At 50.1% G+C, this 19,003-nt stretch carries 16 protein-coding genes; 15 read left to right on the forward strand and 1 reads right to left on the reverse strand.

The features are described from left to right. Nucleotides 1–144 precede the first annotated feature (144 nt). The 15 genes from AB1757_27385 to AB1757_27455 all read left to right on the forward strand — a co-directional run bounded on the left by AB1757_27385 (nucleotide 145) and on the right by AB1757_27455 (nucleotide 16,986). Nucleotides 145–1,422: a sorbosone dehydrogenase family protein gene (locus AB1757_27385; protein ID MEW6130783.1), complete on the forward strand. Its 1,278-nt coding sequence runs from the start codon at nucleotides 145–147 to the stop codon at nucleotides 1,420–1,422. A 183-nt stretch (nucleotides 1,423–1,605) separates the two neighbouring features. Next, nucleotides 1,606–2,166, forward strand: a complete 561-nt coding sequence (locus AB1757_27390; GenBank protein MEW6130784.1) for an MOSC domain-containing protein — start codon at nucleotides 1,606–1,608, stop codon at nucleotides 2,164–2,166. A gap of 167 nt (nucleotides 2,167–2,333) precedes the next feature. Then, nucleotides 2,334–2,876 (forward strand): hypothetical protein, encoded by a 543-nt coding sequence (locus AB1757_27395; protein ID MEW6130785.1) that lies wholly within the window; start codon nucleotides 2,334–2,336, stop codon nucleotides 2,874–2,876. A 142-nt stretch (nucleotides 2,877–3,018) separates the two neighbouring features. Beyond that, a complete protein-coding gene (gene sigZ / locus AB1757_27400) occupies nucleotides 3,019–3,588 on the forward strand; it encodes an RNA polymerase sigma factor SigZ (GenBank protein MEW6130786.1) in 570 nt (189 codons plus the stop codon). A 118-nt stretch (nucleotides 3,589–3,706) separates the two neighbouring features. Continuing rightward, nucleotides 3,707–4,477 carry a hypothetical protein gene (locus tag AB1757_27405; GenBank protein MEW6130787.1) on the forward strand — a complete coding sequence of 257 codons (771 nt, stop codon included), beginning with the start codon at nucleotides 3,707–3,709 and terminating at the stop codon, nucleotides 4,475–4,477. Between the two features lie 104 nt (nucleotides 4,478–4,581). Beyond that, complete coding sequence (locus tag AB1757_27410) at nucleotides 4,582–6,921, forward strand: TonB-dependent receptor (protein MEW6130788.1); 2,340 nt, start codon at nucleotides 4,582–4,584, stop codon at nucleotides 6,919–6,921. A gap of 54 nt (nucleotides 6,922–6,975) precedes the next feature. Beyond that, complete coding sequence (locus tag AB1757_27415; protein MEW6130789.1) at nucleotides 6,976–8,793, forward strand: hypothetical protein; 1,818 nt, start codon at nucleotides 6,976–6,978, stop codon at nucleotides 8,791–8,793. Nucleotides 8,794–9,071: 278 nt separating this feature from the next. Next, a complete protein-coding gene (locus AB1757_27420) occupies nucleotides 9,072–9,788 on the forward strand; it encodes a nuclear transport factor 2 family protein (protein ID MEW6130790.1) in 717 nt (238 codons plus the stop codon). Between the two features lie 68 nt (nucleotides 9,789–9,856). Further along, nucleotides 9,857–10,273 carry a XisH family protein gene (locus AB1757_27425; GenBank protein MEW6130791.1) on the forward strand — a complete coding sequence of 139 codons (417 nt, stop codon included), beginning with the start codon at nucleotides 9,857–9,859 and terminating at the stop codon, nucleotides 10,271–10,273. Continuing rightward, nucleotides 10,261–10,593 carry a XisI protein gene (locus AB1757_27430; protein ID MEW6130792.1) on the forward strand — a complete coding sequence of 111 codons (333 nt, stop codon included), beginning with the start codon at nucleotides 10,261–10,263 and terminating at the stop codon, nucleotides 10,591–10,593. The genes AB1757_27425 and AB1757_27430 overlap by 13 nt, the downstream gene beginning before the upstream one ends. A 6-nt stretch (nucleotides 10,594–10,599) precedes the next feature. Then, nucleotides 10,600–12,741: an amidohydrolase family protein gene (locus AB1757_27435; protein MEW6130793.1), complete on the forward strand. Its 2,142-nt coding sequence runs from the start codon at nucleotides 10,600–10,602 to the stop codon at nucleotides 12,739–12,741. Continuing rightward, nucleotides 12,741–13,343 (forward strand): phosphatase PAP2 family protein, encoded by a 603-nt coding sequence (locus AB1757_27440; GenBank protein ID MEW6130794.1) that lies wholly within the window; start codon nucleotides 12,741–12,743, stop codon nucleotides 13,341–13,343. Before AB1757_27435 ends, AB1757_27440 begins: the two co-directional genes overlap by 1 nt. Before the next feature lie 119 nt (nucleotides 13,344–13,462). Further along, the gene (locus AB1757_27445) at nucleotides 13,463–14,608 is read left to right on the forward strand and encodes a multiheme c-type cytochrome (GenBank protein ID MEW6130795.1); all 1,146 of its coding nucleotides are present in this window, start codon (nucleotides 13,463–13,465) and stop codon (nucleotides 14,606–14,608) included. 57 nt (nucleotides 14,609–14,665) lie between these two features. Continuing rightward, a complete protein-coding gene (locus tag AB1757_27450; protein MEW6130796.1) occupies nucleotides 14,666–16,375 on the forward strand; it encodes a GMC family oxidoreductase in 1,710 nt (569 codons plus the stop codon). Nucleotides 16,376–16,392: 17 nt separating this feature from the next. Then, nucleotides 16,393–16,986, forward strand: a complete 594-nt coding sequence (locus AB1757_27455) for a hypothetical protein (GenBank protein ID MEW6130797.1) — start codon at nucleotides 16,393–16,395, stop codon at nucleotides 16,984–16,986. Between the two features lie 190 nt (nucleotides 16,987–17,176). On the opposite strand, the gene AB1757_27460 is transcribed toward AB1757_27455, so the two are convergent. Next, entirely contained in the window at nucleotides 17,177–18,901 is a 1,725-nt protein-coding gene (locus AB1757_27460) for a CRTAC1 family protein (GenBank protein MEW6130798.1), read from the reverse strand. Nucleotides 18,902–19,003: the final 102 nt, after the last annotated feature.

Consider the following 19,003-nt stretch of genomic DNA (forward strand, 5'->3'; position numbering starts at 1 on the left):
GTTAAAAGTTGCATGACCAACGTAAAATCAAAATTCGCGTGGCAGAGTTTGCGGTCTTTGCCATAAACTCAATTCATATCCGGTGAAGTAAAACGGTTCCCCAGTGGTAAAAAATTTCAAAACGTTTCGAGCAAGGAGAGTAAAATGTTCGCCTCATTGATTCGCAAATCCAAATCCCCGGTTGCCTTCAGCATTTTAGTATTGGTTATTGCCGTACTGGCTTGCGCTCAGGGAACGCAAAAAAGTTCACAACCTGCGCCCGCTCAAGACAGCGCCCAGCTCAACCACTACAACATTACCTTGAAAGATTTGCCGCCGCCCGAAGTGCAACGCGGTCCGGTTAATTTTTCCAAAATCATTCCGCGACCCGAAGGCGCAGACCTCATCGCGCCCAAAGGTTTCATCGTCAGCGAATATGCCGTTGATTTAATCAAGCCGCGCTGGATGCAGCTTGCGCCAAACGGTGATGTGTTTGTTGCCGAATCCGAAAAAGGGCAGATTTCTATCCTGCGCGACAGCAATAATGACGGCAAAGCCGACGAGCGGTTCATTTTTGCTACGGGACTTTCGCGACCTTTCGGCATGGCTTTTCAGAATGGTTTTTTGTATATCGGCAACACCGATGCCGTGGTGCGATTCAAATACAAATCCGGGCAGACTAAAGCCGAAGGCGAAGCCGAAAAAATCGCCAGTTTGCCAATGAACGGCTACCGCGAACACTGGACGCGCAATCTGATTTTCAGCGCGGATGGCAAAAAGCTCTATGTTACGGTCGGCTCGAAATCCAATGTCAATGCGGGCGAAGAGCCGATGCGCGCGGCGATTTCCGAAATGAATCCCGATGGCACGAACTCGCGCATCTATGCCAGCGGGCTGAGAAATCCTCTGGGACTGGCGTGGAATCCGACGACCAAACAACTCTGGGTTGCGGTGCAGGAGCGCGATTTGATTGGCAATGACCTGGTTCCCGATTATGTAACGTCCGTCAAAGAAGGCGGCTTTTATGGCTGGCCCTATTCCTACATCGGGCAGAACGAAGACCCGCGCCGCAAAGGTGAACGACCTGACCTTGTGCAAACAGCCACCGTGCCCGATGTCTTGATTCAGGCGCATTCGGCAATTCTCGGTCTGGTTTTTTACGAAGGCAAAATGTTTCCCAAAGAATATCAGGGCGATGCTTTTGCCGCTTTGCATGGCTCGTGGAATCGCGACAAGCGCACCGGCTACAATGTCATTCGCATTAAATTTAAAAACGGCAAACCCGTAGGCGGCTATGATGAATTCGTCAAAGGCTGGATGCTCGGCGAAGACCAAGACAAAGTCTGGGGCAGACCCGTCGGGCTGCTGGTTTTAAAAGACGGTTCGATGCTCATCACAGATGATGGCGCAGGTAAAATCTGGCGCGTCAGTTATAAAAAATAGGATGACTGATTCAAAACGCCTGTGATGCGGAATGCGCCGAAGGAGCATTGCCAAACCGCTCACTTGAGTTAAACGAATTAGCGGTTTGATATTTCACCGAACGGCTGATGGATTTTGCTCGTAAGCCCATCAGGTAATTCCTGAAAACCGAATTAAATGAACACAAGGAAAAATTAAAAAGTGATGACCCATTTAAACCTGGAAGATTTGCAGGCGGGGCTTGCAACCATTCAACTGTCGCCCAGAGATGAAGGTCGATTGGAATTAATCGTCCGACGACCGCAAATCGGTGAACGCGAAATTTTACCGGAAGGCGAACTCTGTACGATTGAAGGACTCCTTGGCGACAACTGGCAAACGCGCAGTAGTTCGCGCACACCGGATAATTCTCCGCATCCCGATATGCAAATCAACATTATGAATGCGCGGGCGATTGCCCTCATTGCACAGGACAAATCGCGCTGGCAACTGGCGGGCGATCAGCTTTTCGTTGACCTCGATTTAAGCAAAAGCAATTTGCCGCCGGGAACACGGCTGGCGATTGGTTCGGCAATCGTCGAAGTCACTGCCGAGCCGCACACCGGCTGTAAAAAATTTGTCGAACGTTTCGGCGTCGATGCTCAGAAATTTGTCAATTCGCCTCTGGGTAGAGAACTCAACCTGCGCGGCATTAACGCCAAGGTCATTTGCGGAGGCACGATTCGCGTCGGCGATATGGCAAAAAAAATCACCAACGCGGATTAGTTTGCAATTTGACTCGAGGCGTCTGTTGATCAACAAAATAAAAAGCTGAACGCCGGTTCGCTTGTTTCGTTAGCGACCTATCAGGCATTCCATCCAGCCAATAATAGTTGGGCGTCCTGACCGTCGTTCAATCAGTTCAATGTCTGACACAGCAAGAAGGAGGATGAATGGCTATAGATAGAGATAATCAAGGCTCAGTTGCTGAGGTAATTCAAAGCCTGTTCCCAGACGATGCAGCCCAACGTTGCTCTTTAAATTTTCTAGCTGATTCAATCGCTATTGCAGATGCCCTCTCACCAGACCGCTGGGGATTGACTCTGAGTAAGGACTTTTTGCGGCTCAATGTCGGAAAGATCGAAGTGCTTGCTTTTTTCTCAAATTTCATCCACTGCTTACTTGATCTTGATACACTACCGGAAGAACTGAGGGAAGATGACAGAGTTGGCTTAAAGGAGAACGAAAACGATCCCCGTTTAGGAGTTTATAAGAGTGTCCCCTGTTCAATGGTATGCGACATATTTGACGAGGAGCCTGAAGAAATACTGGACATCATCAAAGGCTCGCACCGAATTCTGATAGAAAATGCAGCACGAACAGGAAGAAACCCGATGACAAAGAGGGGACATTCTCCCACAGCGATTGACTATATAGCATCATATTTGGGGCGTGATTTACCGCAACCAGACTATTGCGGTGGAGAAAGATACTAAACCCATCAAAGGCTGCCCAATAACCCGTTGCAGTAGAGTTCGCGAAGTAAGTTTTTCATCATTTCCTCAGTGCCGCTCGCGGCCCCGCTGAACGGGAGCGTTAGTATTTGAGCAAAATAAATTTTTGAGGTGAAGGGTACGAATGCAATCACAAGCGGAAATTTCGCGCGACATATTATGGAATGAATTGACTGTTGATTTAAAAAAATTCATTGTGCGTCGCGTTCCTAACGCTGCCGATGCCGAAGACCTGTTGCAGGATGCGCTTTTTAAAATCCATCGCAACATTGAACGCCTCGCCCCAAACAGCAATCTCTACGCCTGGGTCTATCAGGTCACGCGCCATACGATTATCGATTATTATCGCAACCATCAACCGAATGTCAGTCTCGATACGGCAAACGATTTGCCCGAAGATTTCGCCGAAACCGTTTCAACAAGAAATGTCATCAGCGAAATTGCTGCTTGTCTGCAACCGATGCTCAAGCGTTTGCCGGAAAAATATCGCGAAGCCTTGACGCTGGCTGACCTTGAAGGCATCACCCAGACAGAACTTGCCGGGCGTCTCGGAATTTCGCTTTCGGGCGCGAAATCGCGTGTGCAACGCGCTCGCGAACAACTGCGCGCCGTGATTGCCGAGTGCTGCCATTTTGAGTTCGACTGTCGCGGACAGGTCAAGGATTACCAGTGTAAAAAGCCTTACACCTGTTGAGGCTCAAATTTTTTTTTCAACCAGCCACTTTTTTTGCGTCCTTTTCAATAAGCTGCCGTTTGTAAGGCTAGAGGTCAATCTTGCGGTTGCCTCTGAGATTAAATAAGGAAAGAACGATATGAAAATTTTGACCCTGATAACTCTTCTTTGCTTTGTGATGGTCACCGCCTTTGCGCAAGACCCGTTGAAAGCGTTGCCGGAAAATTACAAACTGCAATTTGAAAATGACTATGTCAAAGTCACCCGCGTTCATTACCCGGCGAATGCAAAACTCGCGGCGCACGCGCATACAGCTACAGCCTCGGCTTATGTTTATTTGAATGACAGTGACCCGGTCATTTTCAAACACATCGGCGCACAGTATGGCGCGATTAAGCGACCGGCGACCAAAGCCGGAAGTTTTCGATTGTACAAAGCGGTTCAGGAAATCCACGAAGTCGAAAATCCATCGAACACGCCGAGCGATTTTCTGCGAGTCGAATTTAAAACCGAACCGGTGAATGACAAGAGCCTGTATGGTCGCTATTTTCGCGAAGCCTATCCCGAAGGCGAAAATTTTCAGAAAGTCCAATTTGAAAACGAACAGGTGCGCATCACGCGATTGGTTTGCGCAGCGGGCAAAACTCTGGACGTCAACACCCGTGCTAATGAACCGGGCTTGCTGATTGCTTTAACTCCCGCAATGTTCAAGGCAAGCAAGGTGAAAGGCAAATCATCATCCCTGAAATTAGAAATGGGACAATCGACCTGGGTTGCGGCAAATCAGGCGCAACAATTGATGAATGCCGGTCAGTCACCGATTGAGTTGTTGCGTTTCGACTTTAAAACCGCGCCGCTTTCAAAAGCCGAACTGGAAAAGAAAAAGCCCCACGACCATTCTAAAAATTAATTTCGTAACTTCCGCTGACCTTTCCACGTCAAAGCTGCACGCTTCCATATTTCAAGGTGAAGCGTGCTTTGACTTTTCGGAACGAAATGCGTCAAATAATGCCTATGATTGATCGACAACCGCTCAAAACCAATTCAAAAAGAAGAGAAATCCGCATTGCATTTTTTAGTGCCTTGATGATTTTCATCTTCACCGTTCAAGCCGCCGCCTGGCAAATTACCAAATTTAAAATCGAAGGTCGCGTTCTTGACCAGACCGGCGCGGCGATTGTCGGCGCGAAGGTGAGTTGCCGAACCACAGAACGCGGTTCCCAACTTGACGCGACAACGACCAATCAGGACGGCTATTTTTCATTCAAGGAAAGTGTCGCAGGAAAATATGTGCTGGTGATTTCTGCAAGCGGTTTCAAAGCGGTTTCACGCGAAATCAATCTGCAACAAAACCTCAACCTCGACATCACGCTTACCCCCGAATCAGTCACCGAACAAGTTACGATTACCGCTGAACGCACGCTGACGCGAGTGAGTGAAACCGCAACCAGCGTCGCCGTTTTATCAACGGAAGATTTGACAACGACATCGGCGCTCATGCTCGATGACGCATTAAGACAAGTGCCGGGCTTTTCCTTGTTCCGCCGTTCCGGTAGTCGCACCGCGAACCCGACGACGCAGGGCGTATCGTTTCGCGGAGTCGGCGCAAGCGGTGCAAGCCGCGCAGTGATTTTAACCGATGGCATTCCGCTCAATGACCCGTTCGGCGGGTGGATTTACTGGGGACGTGTGCCACGCGAAGAGGTAAGCCGCATCGAAGTGGTGCGCGGTGGCGCGTCCAATCTTTACGGGTCGGATGCGCTCGGCGGCGTCATCAATTTTATTCCGCGCGAAAATCACGACGCGGCATTTTCGTTAGAGACCGCTTACGGCAATCAGCAAACGCCGAGCGGTTCATTTTTTGCGGGCGGGCGGTTCGGCAAATTCGGCGCGCAAATTTCCGGTCAGGCTCTGCATACCGATGGTTACATCCTGGTTGACGAAAATGAACGCGGCAGCGTCGATACCAGAGCGGGCGCGGAATTTTCAACTCTCGATGCAACGCTTGAACGCTCCATTGCGGATAAAGGACGGGTCTTCATTCGCGGTTCGGTATTCGGCGAATCGCGTGAAAACGGCACCCCGTTGCAGACCAATCGCACCCACATCAGGCAATTCGCAAGCGGTTTCGATTGGAGGTCGGTAACCGTCGGCGCACTGCTCATTCGCGCTTATGGCAGCACACAGGTTTACAATCAGAGCTTTTCGGCAATTGCTGCAAATCGCAACAGCGAAAACTTAACCCGCGACCAGCGCACGCCTGCACAACAAATCGGCTTTACGTCGGGTTGGTCGCGCGCGGCGGGCAACCGGCAAACCTTAGTTGCGGGATTCGATTTTCGCGAAGTGCGCGGCGCAAGCGATGAACTGGTTTTCGCAGGCGGGCGCATCACCTCGGCGGTCGGCGCAGGCGGGCGTCAACGAATCTTTGGCATTTACGGGCAGAACATCATTCGCCTCACCGATAAATTTTTTGCGACGATTGGCGGTCGCGTTGACCGCTGGCGCAATTATGACGGGCTTTCGACCAGTCGTGTGTTTGCAACCGCAGTCGTCACTCCAACATTTTTTAAAGACCGCGCGGAAACCGCCTTCAGCCCGCGATTGTCTTTGCTTTATAAAGCGCATGAAAATGTTTCGCTCTTTGTGTCGGGCTATCGCGCCTTTCGCGCGCCGACCTTGAATGAATTGTACCGCTCGTTTCGCGTCGGCAATGTTCTCACGCAAGCCAACAGTAATTTGCAGGCTGAAAGACTCACAGGCGGTGAAGCGGGCGCAAACCTCAATGCCTTCAAACAGCGAATGAATTTACGCGGCACATTTTTCTGGACGGAAATCATCAGACCGGTAGCCAATGTGACGCGCTCGGTGACCCCCGATTTGATTACCAGACAGCGGCAAAATCTCGGACGCACACGTTCACGCGGCGTTGAGTTTGAAGCCGAAGCGCGACTGACGAATTCCATTGCCATTACCGGCGGCTATCTCTTCGCCGATGCCACAGTACGACGCTTTCCGACGAATCGCTCACTTGAAGGTTTATGGATTCCACAGGTGCCGCGCCATCAAATGACTTTTCAATTTCGTTACGCTAATCCGTCGATTATTACGGTAGGCGTTCAAGGACGCGCCATCGGTACGCAATTCGATGATGACCAGAATTTATTTGAACTGGACAAATTCTTCACCCTTGATTTATTCGCGTCGCGCCGCCTGACACAAGGCGTAGAAGTTTTTGCGGCATTTGAAAATCTCTTTGACCAGAAATATGACATCGGGCGAACCCCGGTCAGAACATTGGGACCGCCCATCTTAGCTCGCGTGGGACTCAGATTGAATTTCGGCGCGCGATGAATTGAGCCTGTGTTATGCTAATCGCGTTTTATCTTTCAACGTTCAAGCATTCGTATGAACAAAAAGTTTTATCAAAGTCCGGTGCTCATCGCACTCTTCGTAATTTTCCTGTGTTCGTCATTTCCACGTTTACAAGCTGATACACACAAGCCATCAAGCCCGCAAACCATTGCACCACTAAATAACGGCTCGTTGAATTGTGGCTTTGACGGGTATGGCGCGGAAAATGCCCTGAATGTTCATCGTGAAAATCAATGGCGCGGTAAAACCCATCTCAATGCAATGACCTTGCCAAGCGTGGCGCGTGTGGAAACGCGCGGCGATGTTGCGCTCATTGAAGACGATGGCTCAATCATCATGCAGCCCAATGGTTTTGATTTAAAAAACAAATCGCTGGTTTTCACACCCGACGGCAATGGCTATCGTTTAACCATCGGCGGCACGCAGTTCGATGATAATTTCGGCAGTCGCATTAACGATTACTCAGGCATTGATGATTTGCCGATGGAGGGCGCAAACAACGGCTACAAAGAAATCTCTATCGCCTCTGCGCCATTCAATTTTTTCAACACCGCTTACGACAAAATTTTCATCGGCACCAATGGTTTCGTGACTTTCAATCGCGGCGACACCACCGCAAGAACCTCGGCAGCCGTGCTCGCCAAAGAGTTGCCGCGCCTCGCGCCGCTCTGGGCTGACCTGGATTTTACCAATCGCGGCAGCATCTTTTACAACCGCTTGAGCGACCACCACCTCGTCACCTGGAACAAAGCGCCACAGGCGCAGTATGCCGAAATCAGCACCTTTCAACTCGCGCTCTTTGATGACGGGCGCATCGTTTTCGCATACAAAAAAGTGAAAGCCCGCAACGCCTTGATAGGACTCTCAGCCGGTAATTCCGCTTCAGACGCCGCGCCCATTGATTTTTCAGCAGCGCAAAATCAACACCTCGACGCGCCGGTGTTTGAATCATTCTCGGTTCAAAAACGCCTGGATATTCCGGCGCTCACACGCGCTTTTTACAGCGCCTTCCCGGATGAATTCGACACGGTTTATCTGTGGACGGATTTCGCTTTCGACAACGGGCCCGGGTACGCAACTTCATTTGTAGTTCGCAACGACATTCAAGGCATCGGCATACGACAATTCGACAAAGGCAACCCTTATGGCAGCGCCTCGCGGCTTTCGTCAATCGTGGTGATGGGCGATGTGGTTCGCAGTTGGATTGATGACCCCAATGCCAATATGGTCGGGCTGTTTTCGGCGGTCGCCATCACCTGTCACGAACAGGCGCATCGCTGGACATCTTACATTCGCTTCAATACCAATCGCGGCGTGAAAGATGATTTGCTGGGGCGCGATTTGAATCACTGGAGTTTTTTCATGGATACGCGCACCAATGACAGCGGCAGTTTTTCATCCTTGATGGAAGGCAACGCCTGGAGCGACGGAACCGCGGGAACTTTCAGAACCCTTGAAACCTCCGCCAATTATTTCAGCGAACTCGACCAGTATTTGATGGGACTTCGCTCGGCAGACGAAGTGCGCGACCTCGCTTATATCGAAGTCAGCGATGCGCAATTAAAAGAAGCTCTCAGAATCGTTTCACCCGCCGCTAATTTTTCCATAACCGGTGAGCGTAAAACGGTGTCGCTTAATCAGGTCATCGCTTACGAAGGCGAGCGAGTTCCCGACGCCGCAATTGCGCCGAAAGAATTTCGTATCGCGTTTATTTTGCTCAGTGAACGCGGCAATCCGCCAACCAATGCCACGATAGATAAAACCGACCGTTATCGTTCGGCGCTGGTGCGTTATTTTTCTCAAGCGACAGATAGACGTGGGGCGTTGAACAGTTCGCTCAGCGCAGAATAATTGTTTATGTTTTGCGTAATCAGTAGGAATTCGCATCCGAAAAATTATTACGGAAAACTGCGGCTCTATTTTTCAAGGTGACTTTCCCAGGGCAGTTCAACCGGCAAATGCAAGCTAATGGTCTGGCGATAGAACAGTAAAAATAATCGGCAATCAAATCACTATTCGTCTCTATCATTCGCTCTCTAACTTGAAATTCAAAGAAAAACTGCTAACCTCTCATTGCATTTTTCAAGCGTAACAACCCATCACTATTGAAAAACCATTGCGGAGGATTTATGGAAACCAACGTGAAAATCAAACTGTTTTTATTGAGTTTCGCTTTACTGATTATCAATATCAACATATTCGCTCAAGGCGCAGTAATCGGCGATAAGAAACCCGGCAACGCGGCACCTGCCACGTCAACTTCACAACCCGTGCCAACCACGCAACCAGGCGCACAACCCGCGCCAACCACACCAACCGCGCCAGACCGCGAGAAAGACCACGAAGAGTTGCGCGCGTTGTTGAGAAATGCCAGAGAAACGGTGAACGCCCAAAATTTCGACGCGCTCAAACCGTTGTTTGCCGAAAAATTTTCCATTACTACGGTTGACCAGAAACTCTTCACCAATTTCGATGATTTCAAAAAAGAATTTGCCGCGTTGTTTACCGGTAATCAGGCACCTTTAAAAAGCATCAACTTCAACCCCGAAGCCGACGCGCTAACGGAATTCGTTGGCGATAATGTTGGTCTCAGTCACGGCACCTCAACCGACACCTATAATTTCAGCGACGGTGACACGCGCATCATGAAAAGCCGCTGGACGGCGACCGTCATTAAAGAAAATGGCAAATGGAAAATTTTAAACCTGCACATTGGTGCCAATATTTTAGATAATCCGGTCACTGATGCGGCAAAAAGTTATGTCTCGAAAGTCGGCATCGGGGCGGGTCTCGGCGGCTTGCTCATCGGTTTCCTTGTCGCCTGGTTCTTACGCGGTAAAAAGTAGCGCCTCATAATTAATCCGAAGAAATTCACGAGTGATATAATCCAGGAAAACAACCGCGTGGAGTTTTTATGCCAGCAAAAGATATTTATCATGAGAAAGTAAAACGCGCGTTGATGAAAGATGGCTGGACAATTACTCATGACCCTTTAAAACTCAAATGGGGTCTCAAAGATATGTATGTTGATCTCGGCGCGGAGCAATTTTTTGGCGCGGAAAAAGACAGTACCCGAATTGCTGTTGAAGTCAAAAGTTTTCTAAGCGCATCAAGCATGAATGATCTTGAAAATGCTATCGGTCAATATATCGTTTACCACGAAGTCTTGTGTAGAATCGAACCGGAACGCGCGCTATATTTGGCAGTGCGTGAAGAGACTTGGCAAGATGTGTTTGAAGAGCCAATTGGTAAATTACTTTTGGATACCCAACATCTTCGTCTTTTGATTTTCGATGAACACGAGGAGGTAGTTTTGAAATGGATAATTTGATTGAATATCGCCGGATTATTGAACAGGTACTCACTGAATATGCGCGCATCCCTTACGCTTACGGAGAAATTCAAACGCAAACAATTTTTGATAGGGAAGGCGATCATTATCTGCTTGTCAATGTCGGCTGGGATAAAAGGAGAGTGCATGGCTGTCTCATTCACATAGACATCATCAATGACAAGTTGTGGATTCAACGCGACGGCACTGAACAGGGTATTGCCAGGGAGTTGGAAGCGGCAGGCATTCCCAAAGATCGCATCGTTTTAGCCTTTCATTCACCCGAAGCGCGGCAACACACAGAATACGCTGTGGCTTAATCTCCCATGCTCGACCTTATCATTAAAAACGCGCTGCTCTTTGATGGTCTGGGTTCGCCGCCCGTGCAAAGCGATGTCGGGATCGTTCAGGGCAAAGTTGCAATCATTAAAAAAAATATCGCTGAATCGGCGCGAGAAATCATTGAGGCAACCGGGCGTTGGCTGACCCCGGGTTTTATTGACATCCACACCCATTATGACCTCGAATTGGAAATTGCTCCGTCCTTGATTGAATCGGTTCGTCACGGGGTCACTTCGGTAGTCATCGGCAATTGCAGCCTCTCGATTGCGCTCGGCAAACCGCAAACCCTTGCGGATATTTTTCAACGTGTCGAAACCCTTTCGCCCGTCTTAATTCAAAAATGGCTCGGCGCTTCGATGAACTGGCAAACGCCCGTGGAATACCTCGCGCATCTCAAACAACTGCCGCTCGGAGTCAATGTCGCTGCCCTGTTAGGGCATAGCGCGCTTCGCGCCGAGGTGATGGGACTGGAACGCAGTTTGAAAGATACAGCCCCCGACGCCGAACTTGCGGAAATGCGCCGCATCGCCAAACTGGCTCTGGGAGCCGGTTTCACGGGCATCTCGATTGACATGGTGCCGTGGCATATGATGAGCGGAGAATTCCGCGGCAGAACCATCCCTTCGCAACACGCGGACTTCCGTGAGTACGCCTGCCTTGCCGATGTCTGTCGCCAACACGACGCGGTTTTTCAAGTTACGCCCAATCCGCAAAATCACCGCTCGCTTCTGGATATTTTGCGCCTGAGTTTAAAGCGCCCACAGTTGCGAATCACCATCTTAGCGGCGCTCGATTCCGTAGCCAATCGCAGGCTCTGGCGGGTGTTTCGACCGATGCTCTTTTTCTTGAATAAAATTCTCGGCTGCAATATCCGTTTTCAAACCTTGACCGAACCGTTCACGGTTTATTCGGATGGCGCGGTTACACCGCTTTTTGAAGAGTTCGCCTGCGGGGTGCGCTTGAACGATTGCGACACCCGCGACGCGCGAAAAATGCTCTGGCAATCACCGGGCTTTCGTGAAGCGTTCAAACATCAATGGTCAAATGGCTTCCGCAACACTTTTCATCGAAACCTCGCGTTAATGACCATTGTGCGCGCTCCCGATGCGACGCTTGCAGGCAAAACGTTTGCCGAGGCAGCGCGTGAAAAAAATGTTGATGCGGTTGATTTCTTTATTGAACTGCTGGAAACCTATGACACGGATTTGCGCTGGGTAACGACCGGCGCAAATGACCGCTTAACAGAACGCTTGAACTTGATGGCGCAGGAATTCGTCTTGCCGGGTTTCACCGATGCCGGCGCGCACGTGCAAAATCTGGGATATTACGACGGCGCGATTTCGCTTTTAAAACAGGCGGTGCAGACTCGCTTTATGTCGCCCGAAAAAGCGGTGTCGCGGGTGACCGGAGAGCCAGCCCGGTGGTTTCGCCTGGACACGGGCGTTTTACGCGAAGGCGCAAAAGCCGATTTTCTATTAATCAATCCTGAATTTTTAAAAGCGCCCATCACCGAACAGGTCGCTATCGAAGACCCTGTCCTGGACGGCGCAATGCGTATGGTGAAACGCGGCAATGAACGCCTCGTTGAAGCGGTTTTTATAAACGGCGCGCGCGTTTTTAAAGATGGCGAAGCGAGAGAAATTTCAGGCAGGGAACCTCTGGGCGACGTGCTCACGCAAACTTTGCCTTCCGTAAATTTGGAAAAGCAGAAACGGCGCAATCGCATCAGTCGGGAGATTCCTGAACACCCCTTCACCGATTACTGGGATATTTTCGTGTTGAAGCATCAGCATCCGGCAAACATTTTTTTGCATGCTGTGGGTGTGGTGATTTTTTATGGTTTAGTGGTTTTAGCCTTTGCCTTAAAAAATTACTGGTTGCTGTTATTACTGCCTTCATCGCAACTGGTGGGGCTTATCGGGCATTTGCTTTTCGAGCGCAGTTATATCGATATGCAGGACGCGGTGTTTTCGATTCGCGCATCGCGGTGTCTGAATATAATGTTTTGGAAAATCCTCCGAGGTCGATACCGTAAAGAGATTCGCGAAAAACAAGCGCGGCTTAAAGCTTTTCAACTCGCCCAACTCCCTGAACGCATTACCCAACCCGAACACCAAGTCGCCTGATGAAGTTACCGGTAATCGAAATCAAATATAAGTGGTGGGTGGCGGCGATCAGTTATGTGAGTTTTGTTTTGCTTTACACATTGACGGGTAATGTGCATTTGCAAACGCCGGTCGTGCTCTCGCCTTCAACTATTGACCGGAGGATTCCCTTCATAGATTGGACAGTGTGGATTTACCATTCGCAATTCCTGTTGCTGGCATTGAATATTGCGCTGTTAAAAAGCCGGGAAAATTTAAGTCGCGTCTTTTATGCCTTGAATTTTGCAAGCCTGCTTTCGTTTTTCATTTTTTTCATCTACCCGACAACCATTCCGCGTTTGCCATTAAACGATGTGGGGCTAACCCGCGAAGCCCTCGCTATGCTCTACGCAATTGATGCGCCGACCAACTGTTTTCCGTCCTTGCACATTTCGCTCGCCTGGCTTTCAGCGGCGGGCGTCTGGCGAGAGAATCATCAATTTGGCGCAGCAATTATTTTGTGGACGCTTTTTATTAGTCTTTCAACACTGACCACCAAACAGCATTTTTTCATTGATGTCGCGGGCGGTCTGGTCATCGCTTTGGCTTGTCATTTCCTAATTGGCAAAATCAAATTTGTTTAATCAACAACTATTCATTCGGCAATTTTCTTCTGGCGTGCGCTGCGGCAATCCGTTGCAGCAAAAAAATGGCTCGGTTATGATGCTTGCACCCGACAAGTCAAACTTTGGAAATCATTTTCATGAGTCGTAAAAAGATTCTGCAAATTTGTGTCGCGCTCGGCTTGCTTATTTCAGGAGTCACGCTGCAATCCTTTTCTGCGCGCCAGCCTCAGCAAATGACGGTTCCGGGATGGCTGCCGAATCAAGCCACCGAAGCAAAATATGTCGGCACCCAAGTTTGCGCCGAATGTCACAGTGCCAAAGCCAAAACCCAACCGCATACACATATGGGCAAAGCGCTCACCTTTGCCGAAAACAATGAAGTCTTTCGCATCAATAAAAACCTGACTTTTCGCAATGGCAAATACAGTTATCAAATCGCCCGCGAAGGCAATCAAATCAACTACAGCGTAAGCGATGGAACGAACACCGTATCGGTGCCGGTGCGTTACTGTTTTGGCAATGGCGAAGCCGGGCAAACTTACGTGTTGCAATACAAAAATCGTTTTTATGAAAGCCGCTTGAGTTTTTATAACGACATTCGCGGATTGGATTTTACGATGGGGCATTTGCCGACGCCGCCCGCAACCCTGGATGAAGCCGTCGGGCGTGAAATGAGTTCCGAAGAGACGCGCAACTGTTTCGGCTGTCATACGACCGGCGCGGTAAACGGCGCAAAATTTCAACTCGACAATTTTATCGAAGGCGTGGCTTGCGAATCCTGTCACGGGCCTGGCGAAAAACATGTTGCAGCGGTCAGTTCAGGCGCAGAAGGTCAGAAACTCATCTTCAATCCCGACCGGCTCGATACCGAAGGCATGTCGAATTTTTGCGGCGCGTGTCATCGTTCGTGGGAACAGGTTGTCTTGATGGGGCTGAGAGGCGTGTTGAATGTACGCTTTCAACCCTATCGCCTGACCAACAGCAAATGTTATGACACCGAAGACAAACGCATCAGTTGTACGGCGTGTCACGACCCGCACGAAGGGCGCAAACATGACATCGCCTATTACGACGCCAGATGCACAGCCTGTCACAACCCGAAAAACAAGTCTGTGAAAGCGGGCTTCGCGCAAGAAACGAAGCGCCTTGCGGTGGCTTGTCCGGTCGGCAAAAACAAATGCTCAAGTTGCCATATGCCGAAAATCGAATTGCCTGGTTCGCATTTCAAATTCACTGACCATCAGATTCGCGTCGTTAAAGAAGGCGAACCTTATCCGAATTGATTGGTCAACTGCTGACGCATTTCTGAAAAACACCTGCGGCAATATTTGGAGGAAATTTTGATTATTACGCAGAAGCAAAAAATCTATGATGCGATTATCATCGGTTCGGGCGCATCGGGCGGCATGGCGGCAAAAGAACTCACCGAACGCGGCTTCACCGTTCTGGTTTTGGAAGCCGGGCCGCCGATTAATCCGGCGCGCGATTTTTCTCAGCACACCTGGCCCTACGAGGATATGTATCGCGGAATGGGTCCGCCGAACTGGCGCGCCAAAGAACAATGGATGCAGGACACCGCTTCGCATTTCAGCCGCCATTTTTATATTAAAGACACGGAGCACCCTTACACCACAGAACCCGGCAAACCTTTTTTGTGGGTGCGCGCGCGTGTGGTCGGCGGTAAAACTTTGCACTGGGGAAGATTTTCCTGGCGGCTGTCGGATTTGGATTTCAAAGCCGCCTCGCACGACGGATTTGATGTCGATTGGCCTATCGAATACAAAGATATTGCGCCTTATTACGACAAAGCCGAAGATTGGATTGGCGTGAGTGGCAATCGCGACGGCTTGCCGCATCTGCCTGACGGAAATTTTTTGCCGCCGATGAAACTGACCTGCGGCGAAAATTTAATCAAGAAAGGCGCTGCCAAACTCGGACGCCCGGCAATCACTGCGCGTGTGGCAATGCTCACGGCAACGCGCGCCCATCACAAAAAATTCAAACGAGCGGCATGCCATTTCTGCGGCAACTGCGGTGATGGTTGCGATGTCGGCGCGATGTTCAATTCCGTCAATTCAACCTTGCCCGCTGCTGCCGCAACCGGACGCCTGACCTTGAGACCCAATTCGGTCGTTCGCCATCTCATCACCGACACCAACACCGGCAAAGCCAAAGGCGTAGCGGTGGTTGACCGCGTCACTTTTCAGGAGTTGGAATTTTTCGGCAAAGTGATTGTGGTTGCGGCTTCGACGCTCGAATCGACGCGCCTTCTGCTCAATTCAAAATCGCGTCAACATCCGAACGGTCTCGGCAATTCATCTGGGGTGTTGGGACATTACCTGGTTGACCATTTCGGCGGCGTCGGTATCTCCGCAACTTTCCCAAGCCTTGCGGGTCGCGAACCGGTCAACGAAGATGGCAAGTCAACCGGACTGTTCATTCCACGATTTCGCAATTTGAATAAAGAGACCCGGCATCCGAAATTTATTCGCGGTTACGGGTTTGAATGCTGGACGGCGATTGGCATGGGAACCGGCGCGAAAGGGGTTCCGGGGTTTGGTTCAGATTTGAAAAAGAAAGCGCGTTATTGGTGGACTGCGCCCGCCTATTTTTCGGTGCGCGCGGCGATGCTCTCGCGTTTTGAAAATTATGCGGAGATTGACCCCGATGGTGTAGTCGATGCCTGGGGCATCCCGGTATTGAAATTCCACATTCAGCATTCCGACAACGAACGCGAGATGGCAAAAGACGCGCTCGAAAGCGGCGCGGAAATTCTGCACGCGGCAGGCGCGACCAATATCAATGCCGGCGGCGAAATCTCTGCGCCCGGTCGCATCATTCACGAACTCGGCACGGCGCGCATGGGCAACGACCCGCGAACCTCTGTGCTCAATAAATTCAATCAACTGCACGATGTGAAAAATGTGTTCGTCACGGATGGCGCGGCATTCGTCGGTTCGGCAAATCAAAATCCGACGCTGACGATTTTGGCGCTCACGATTCGCGCCTGTGAATATCTCGCCGAAGAATATAAACGCGGTAATTTGTAAACAGCGGAGCAAATAAAATGTCGAACAGTTTCATCAGTCAACAATCTTTGCGCGATGCGCCGGGACCGAAACCTGCGAAAAAACTCTATTCGATGGCGGCGCTGATGCGCGGCAAAAACTTTGCCGGTAATTTTGAAACCGCTGCCGGAAAATATGAATTCGTGTTTGTGCCAACAAGCGCCAGCCTGAATAAAGGCAGGCTCGAACTCACAGGCAGTTTGGGCATCGCTTCATCGCGCGGCAAAAAACGCCAAGTCACAGGCGTGCGCGCCAGTCTGCTTTCAATTCAAAGCGGACTTGGCAATGTGCCCGATGTCATCAAAACGCGAGCACGAGCGGCGGGCGCAAAATCTGCGCTTCCGGTGACTGAAGCCAGCCAGGCGAGCGGTTATGTCGGGGTGATGTATATGCGTTTTGCGCCGATTGACGGGAAAGCCCTGGGGCTTGCGATTGATTTGAGCAGTGTGCAACTCAATGCGCGACTTTTTGCCGACAGTCAAATCGAACGCCAATTGCGCGTGTTGTATTCGGATTTAATCTCACTGAAAGAAGATGCCGAGCAGACTGCTAAAAATTTAGCATCGCTTAATCAGATTTTCGGTCTCGGATAACCTTGCACGGGCAAGCAAGTAAAATCAACCGCAAACTAATTTTGGAGTGTGGTGACAAGTCACCGCTTTTGTTTTGCAACCGCAGCCGTAGAATACTTACAACCAATCCGAGGTTATCCTGATTTAATCAAAAGCTGCGACCGGTCGCAGCACTCCAAAGCAAGCTCACTCTTTATTTTCGTCACCAACTCTAATTGGTGACGATGCCTTTGCCTTCGACGATGGTGATGTATTTATCGACCGGCACGTTGGTGAAGCGTTCGACTTTGCCGCTCGGTTGTGCCCATTTGATTTCAATCCAGTCGAGTTTCGTCGCTTTGCCGATTCCCAGAACTTCGCGCATATCGTGTGACGCAAGATAGCTGCCGCCGCTGGTTTTCATTCTTGATTTTTTCACGCCGCCCGCCGACCAGGTAATCGTTGAACCAATCGCATCACGATTGCATTTTGCGCCCCGCAAATTTAAGCCTACCCAGTGATTTTCTTTGCCGGAATTGTTGCGCAACAGCAGCGGCGGTTTGCCGTTATTGGCGACCATCACATCCAATCGTCCGTCATTGTTGTAATCGCCTACCGTAAGCCCGCGCGCCGGAAAATCTTTTTTAAACACGGGACCGGCTTTGTCGCTGAGGTTTCTCAGTTGCCCGCCCTCGTTATGAAATAACAATAACGGTTCGGCATATTTCACATTCGCTGCATAGTGTTCAATCATATCGTCGGGGTGTCCGTTGGCTAAAAATAAATCGATGTTGCTGTCATTGTCATAATCGAAAAATTTCAAGCCCCAACCGCTCAGTAGCCTCGTGGCTTCGGCTACCCCGTTTGGTCTTGCAACATCAGTGAAGGTTTCGTCTTTGTTGTTTCTGTAGAGCGAAAACATCTCCTGGTCAACATTGGCGACAAACAAATCCTGCCAGCCATCATTATCGAAATCGGCAGCGTCTACGCCCATTCCCGAACGCGGCGCACCGTTGGCGCTGAATCCAACTTCCGAAGCCAGTCCCGCCTCTTCCCATTTGCCTTTGCCGCGATTGATGAACAAGAAGTTTTGCACGGTGTCATTGGCGACAAACAAATCCATCAAGCCATCATTGTTGATGTCGGTTGCGACCACACCAAGAGCTTTCCCCAGAGCTTTTTCAATGTCCGTGCCTTTGCCGGTTTCCGTAAACGTGCCGTCGCCGTTGTTGCGGAAAAGCAGACTCGAAGACGGATTGAAGACACGCGGAATACAGTAATAACGACGACCCAGTTTGTTATCGCCGCAAAAAATATGTTTATTCAACCCGAACTGCACAAAGCTACAGAGGAACAAATCGAGCAATCCGTCATTGTCGTAATCTAACCACGCGCCGCTGGTCGTCCAACCCGCTGCTGCAACACCGGCTTTGTCCGTGACATCAGTAAACGTGCCGTTGCCATTGTTTTTATAGAGAATGCATTTGCCGTAAGCGGTGACCAGTAAATCTTCCCAACCATCATTGTTGTAATCGCCGACGGTTGCGCCCATTCCGAAAGTGCCGCCCGCGACTCCGGCTTTTTCGGTGACATCGCTAAATGTGCCGTCACGATTATTTTTATAGAGCGCATTGCGAACCGGTTTTGTCGGTTTGAAAAAATCGCACGCGCCGTAATTGACGAGGTACAAATCCATCCACCCGTCATTGTCATAATCCAAAAAAGCGCAACCCGGACCCAGGGTTTCCGGCAGGTAACGTTCAGGCGACATGGCGTTATCGTGTACCCAGTTGATGCCGCTTGCCTGCGCCGTAATCTCTTCAAAGATTGGCTCGCTTGCCGCGCCATTTTGCCAGGCAAAAGCGAGTTGGGTTCCGGCAAAACTGAACAACATCAGTAGCGCAATGGATTTGAAAAAGCGCGTTGGTGAACTGTTAAGAGAACGAGGTTGGGTCATGAAAAAACAACTTCTCCCAAGTTTGATGAATGTGTCGGAACCGTTGATGATGAATTAAGATTGACCGTGTCGGCAGCCTGCGCTTTAAAGCGCGCGATATTT

The organism is Acidobacteriota bacterium (genome assembly GCA_040754075.1).
Lineage (GTDB): Bacteria > Acidobacteriota > Blastocatellia > UBA7656 > UBA7656 > JBFMDH01.

Bases quoted from the DNA above. Each gene is read 5' to 3' on its own strand.
- AB1757_27440 (MEW6130794.1), top strand. From the start codon at position 12,741: ATGAAGTTACCGGTAATCGAAATCAAATATAAGTGGTGGGTGGCGGCG.
- AB1757_27420 (MEW6130790.1), top strand. From the start codon at position 9,072: ATGGAAACCAACGTGAAAATCAAACTGTTTTTATTGAGTTTCGCTTTA.
- AB1757_27435 (MEW6130793.1), top strand. From the start codon at position 10,600: ATGCTCGACCTTATCATTAAAAACGCGCTGCTCTTTGATGGTCTGGGT.
- AB1757_27385 (MEW6130783.1), top strand. From the start codon at position 145: ATGTTCGCCTCATTGATTCGCAAATCCAAATCCCCGGTTGCCTTCAGC.
- AB1757_27395 (MEW6130785.1), top strand. From the start codon at position 2,334: ATGGCTATAGATAGAGATAATCAAGGCTCAGTTGCTGAGGTAATTCAA.
- AB1757_27415 (MEW6130789.1), top strand. From the start codon at position 6,976: ATGAACAAAAAGTTTTATCAAAGTCCGGTGCTCATCGCACTCTTCGTA.
- AB1757_27425 (MEW6130791.1), top strand. From the start codon at position 9,857: ATGCCAGCAAAAGATATTTATCATGAGAAAGTAAAACGCGCGTTGATG.
- sigZ (MEW6130786.1), top strand. From the start codon at position 3,019: ATGCAATCACAAGCGGAAATTTCGCGCGACATATTATGGAATGAATTG.
- AB1757_27430 (MEW6130792.1), top strand. From the start codon at position 10,261: ATGGATAATTTGATTGAATATCGCCGGATTATTGAACAGGTACTCACT.
- AB1757_27460 (MEW6130798.1), bottom strand. From the start codon at position 18,901: ATGACCCAACCTCGTTCTCTTAACAGTTCACCAACGCGCTTTTTCAAA.
- AB1757_27455 (MEW6130797.1), top strand. From the start codon at position 16,393: ATGTCGAACAGTTTCATCAGTCAACAATCTTTGCGCGATGCGCCGGGA.
- AB1757_27390 (MEW6130784.1), top strand. From the start codon at position 1,606: ATGACCCATTTAAACCTGGAAGATTTGCAGGCGGGGCTTGCAACCATT.
- AB1757_27405 (MEW6130787.1), top strand. From the start codon at position 3,707: ATGAAAATTTTGACCCTGATAACTCTTCTTTGCTTTGTGATGGTCACC.
- AB1757_27410 (MEW6130788.1), top strand. From the start codon at position 4,582: ATGATTGATCGACAACCGCTCAAAACCAATTCAAAAAGAAGAGAAATC.
- AB1757_27445 (MEW6130795.1), top strand. From the start codon at position 13,463: ATGAGTCGTAAAAAGATTCTGCAAATTTGTGTCGCGCTCGGCTTGCTT.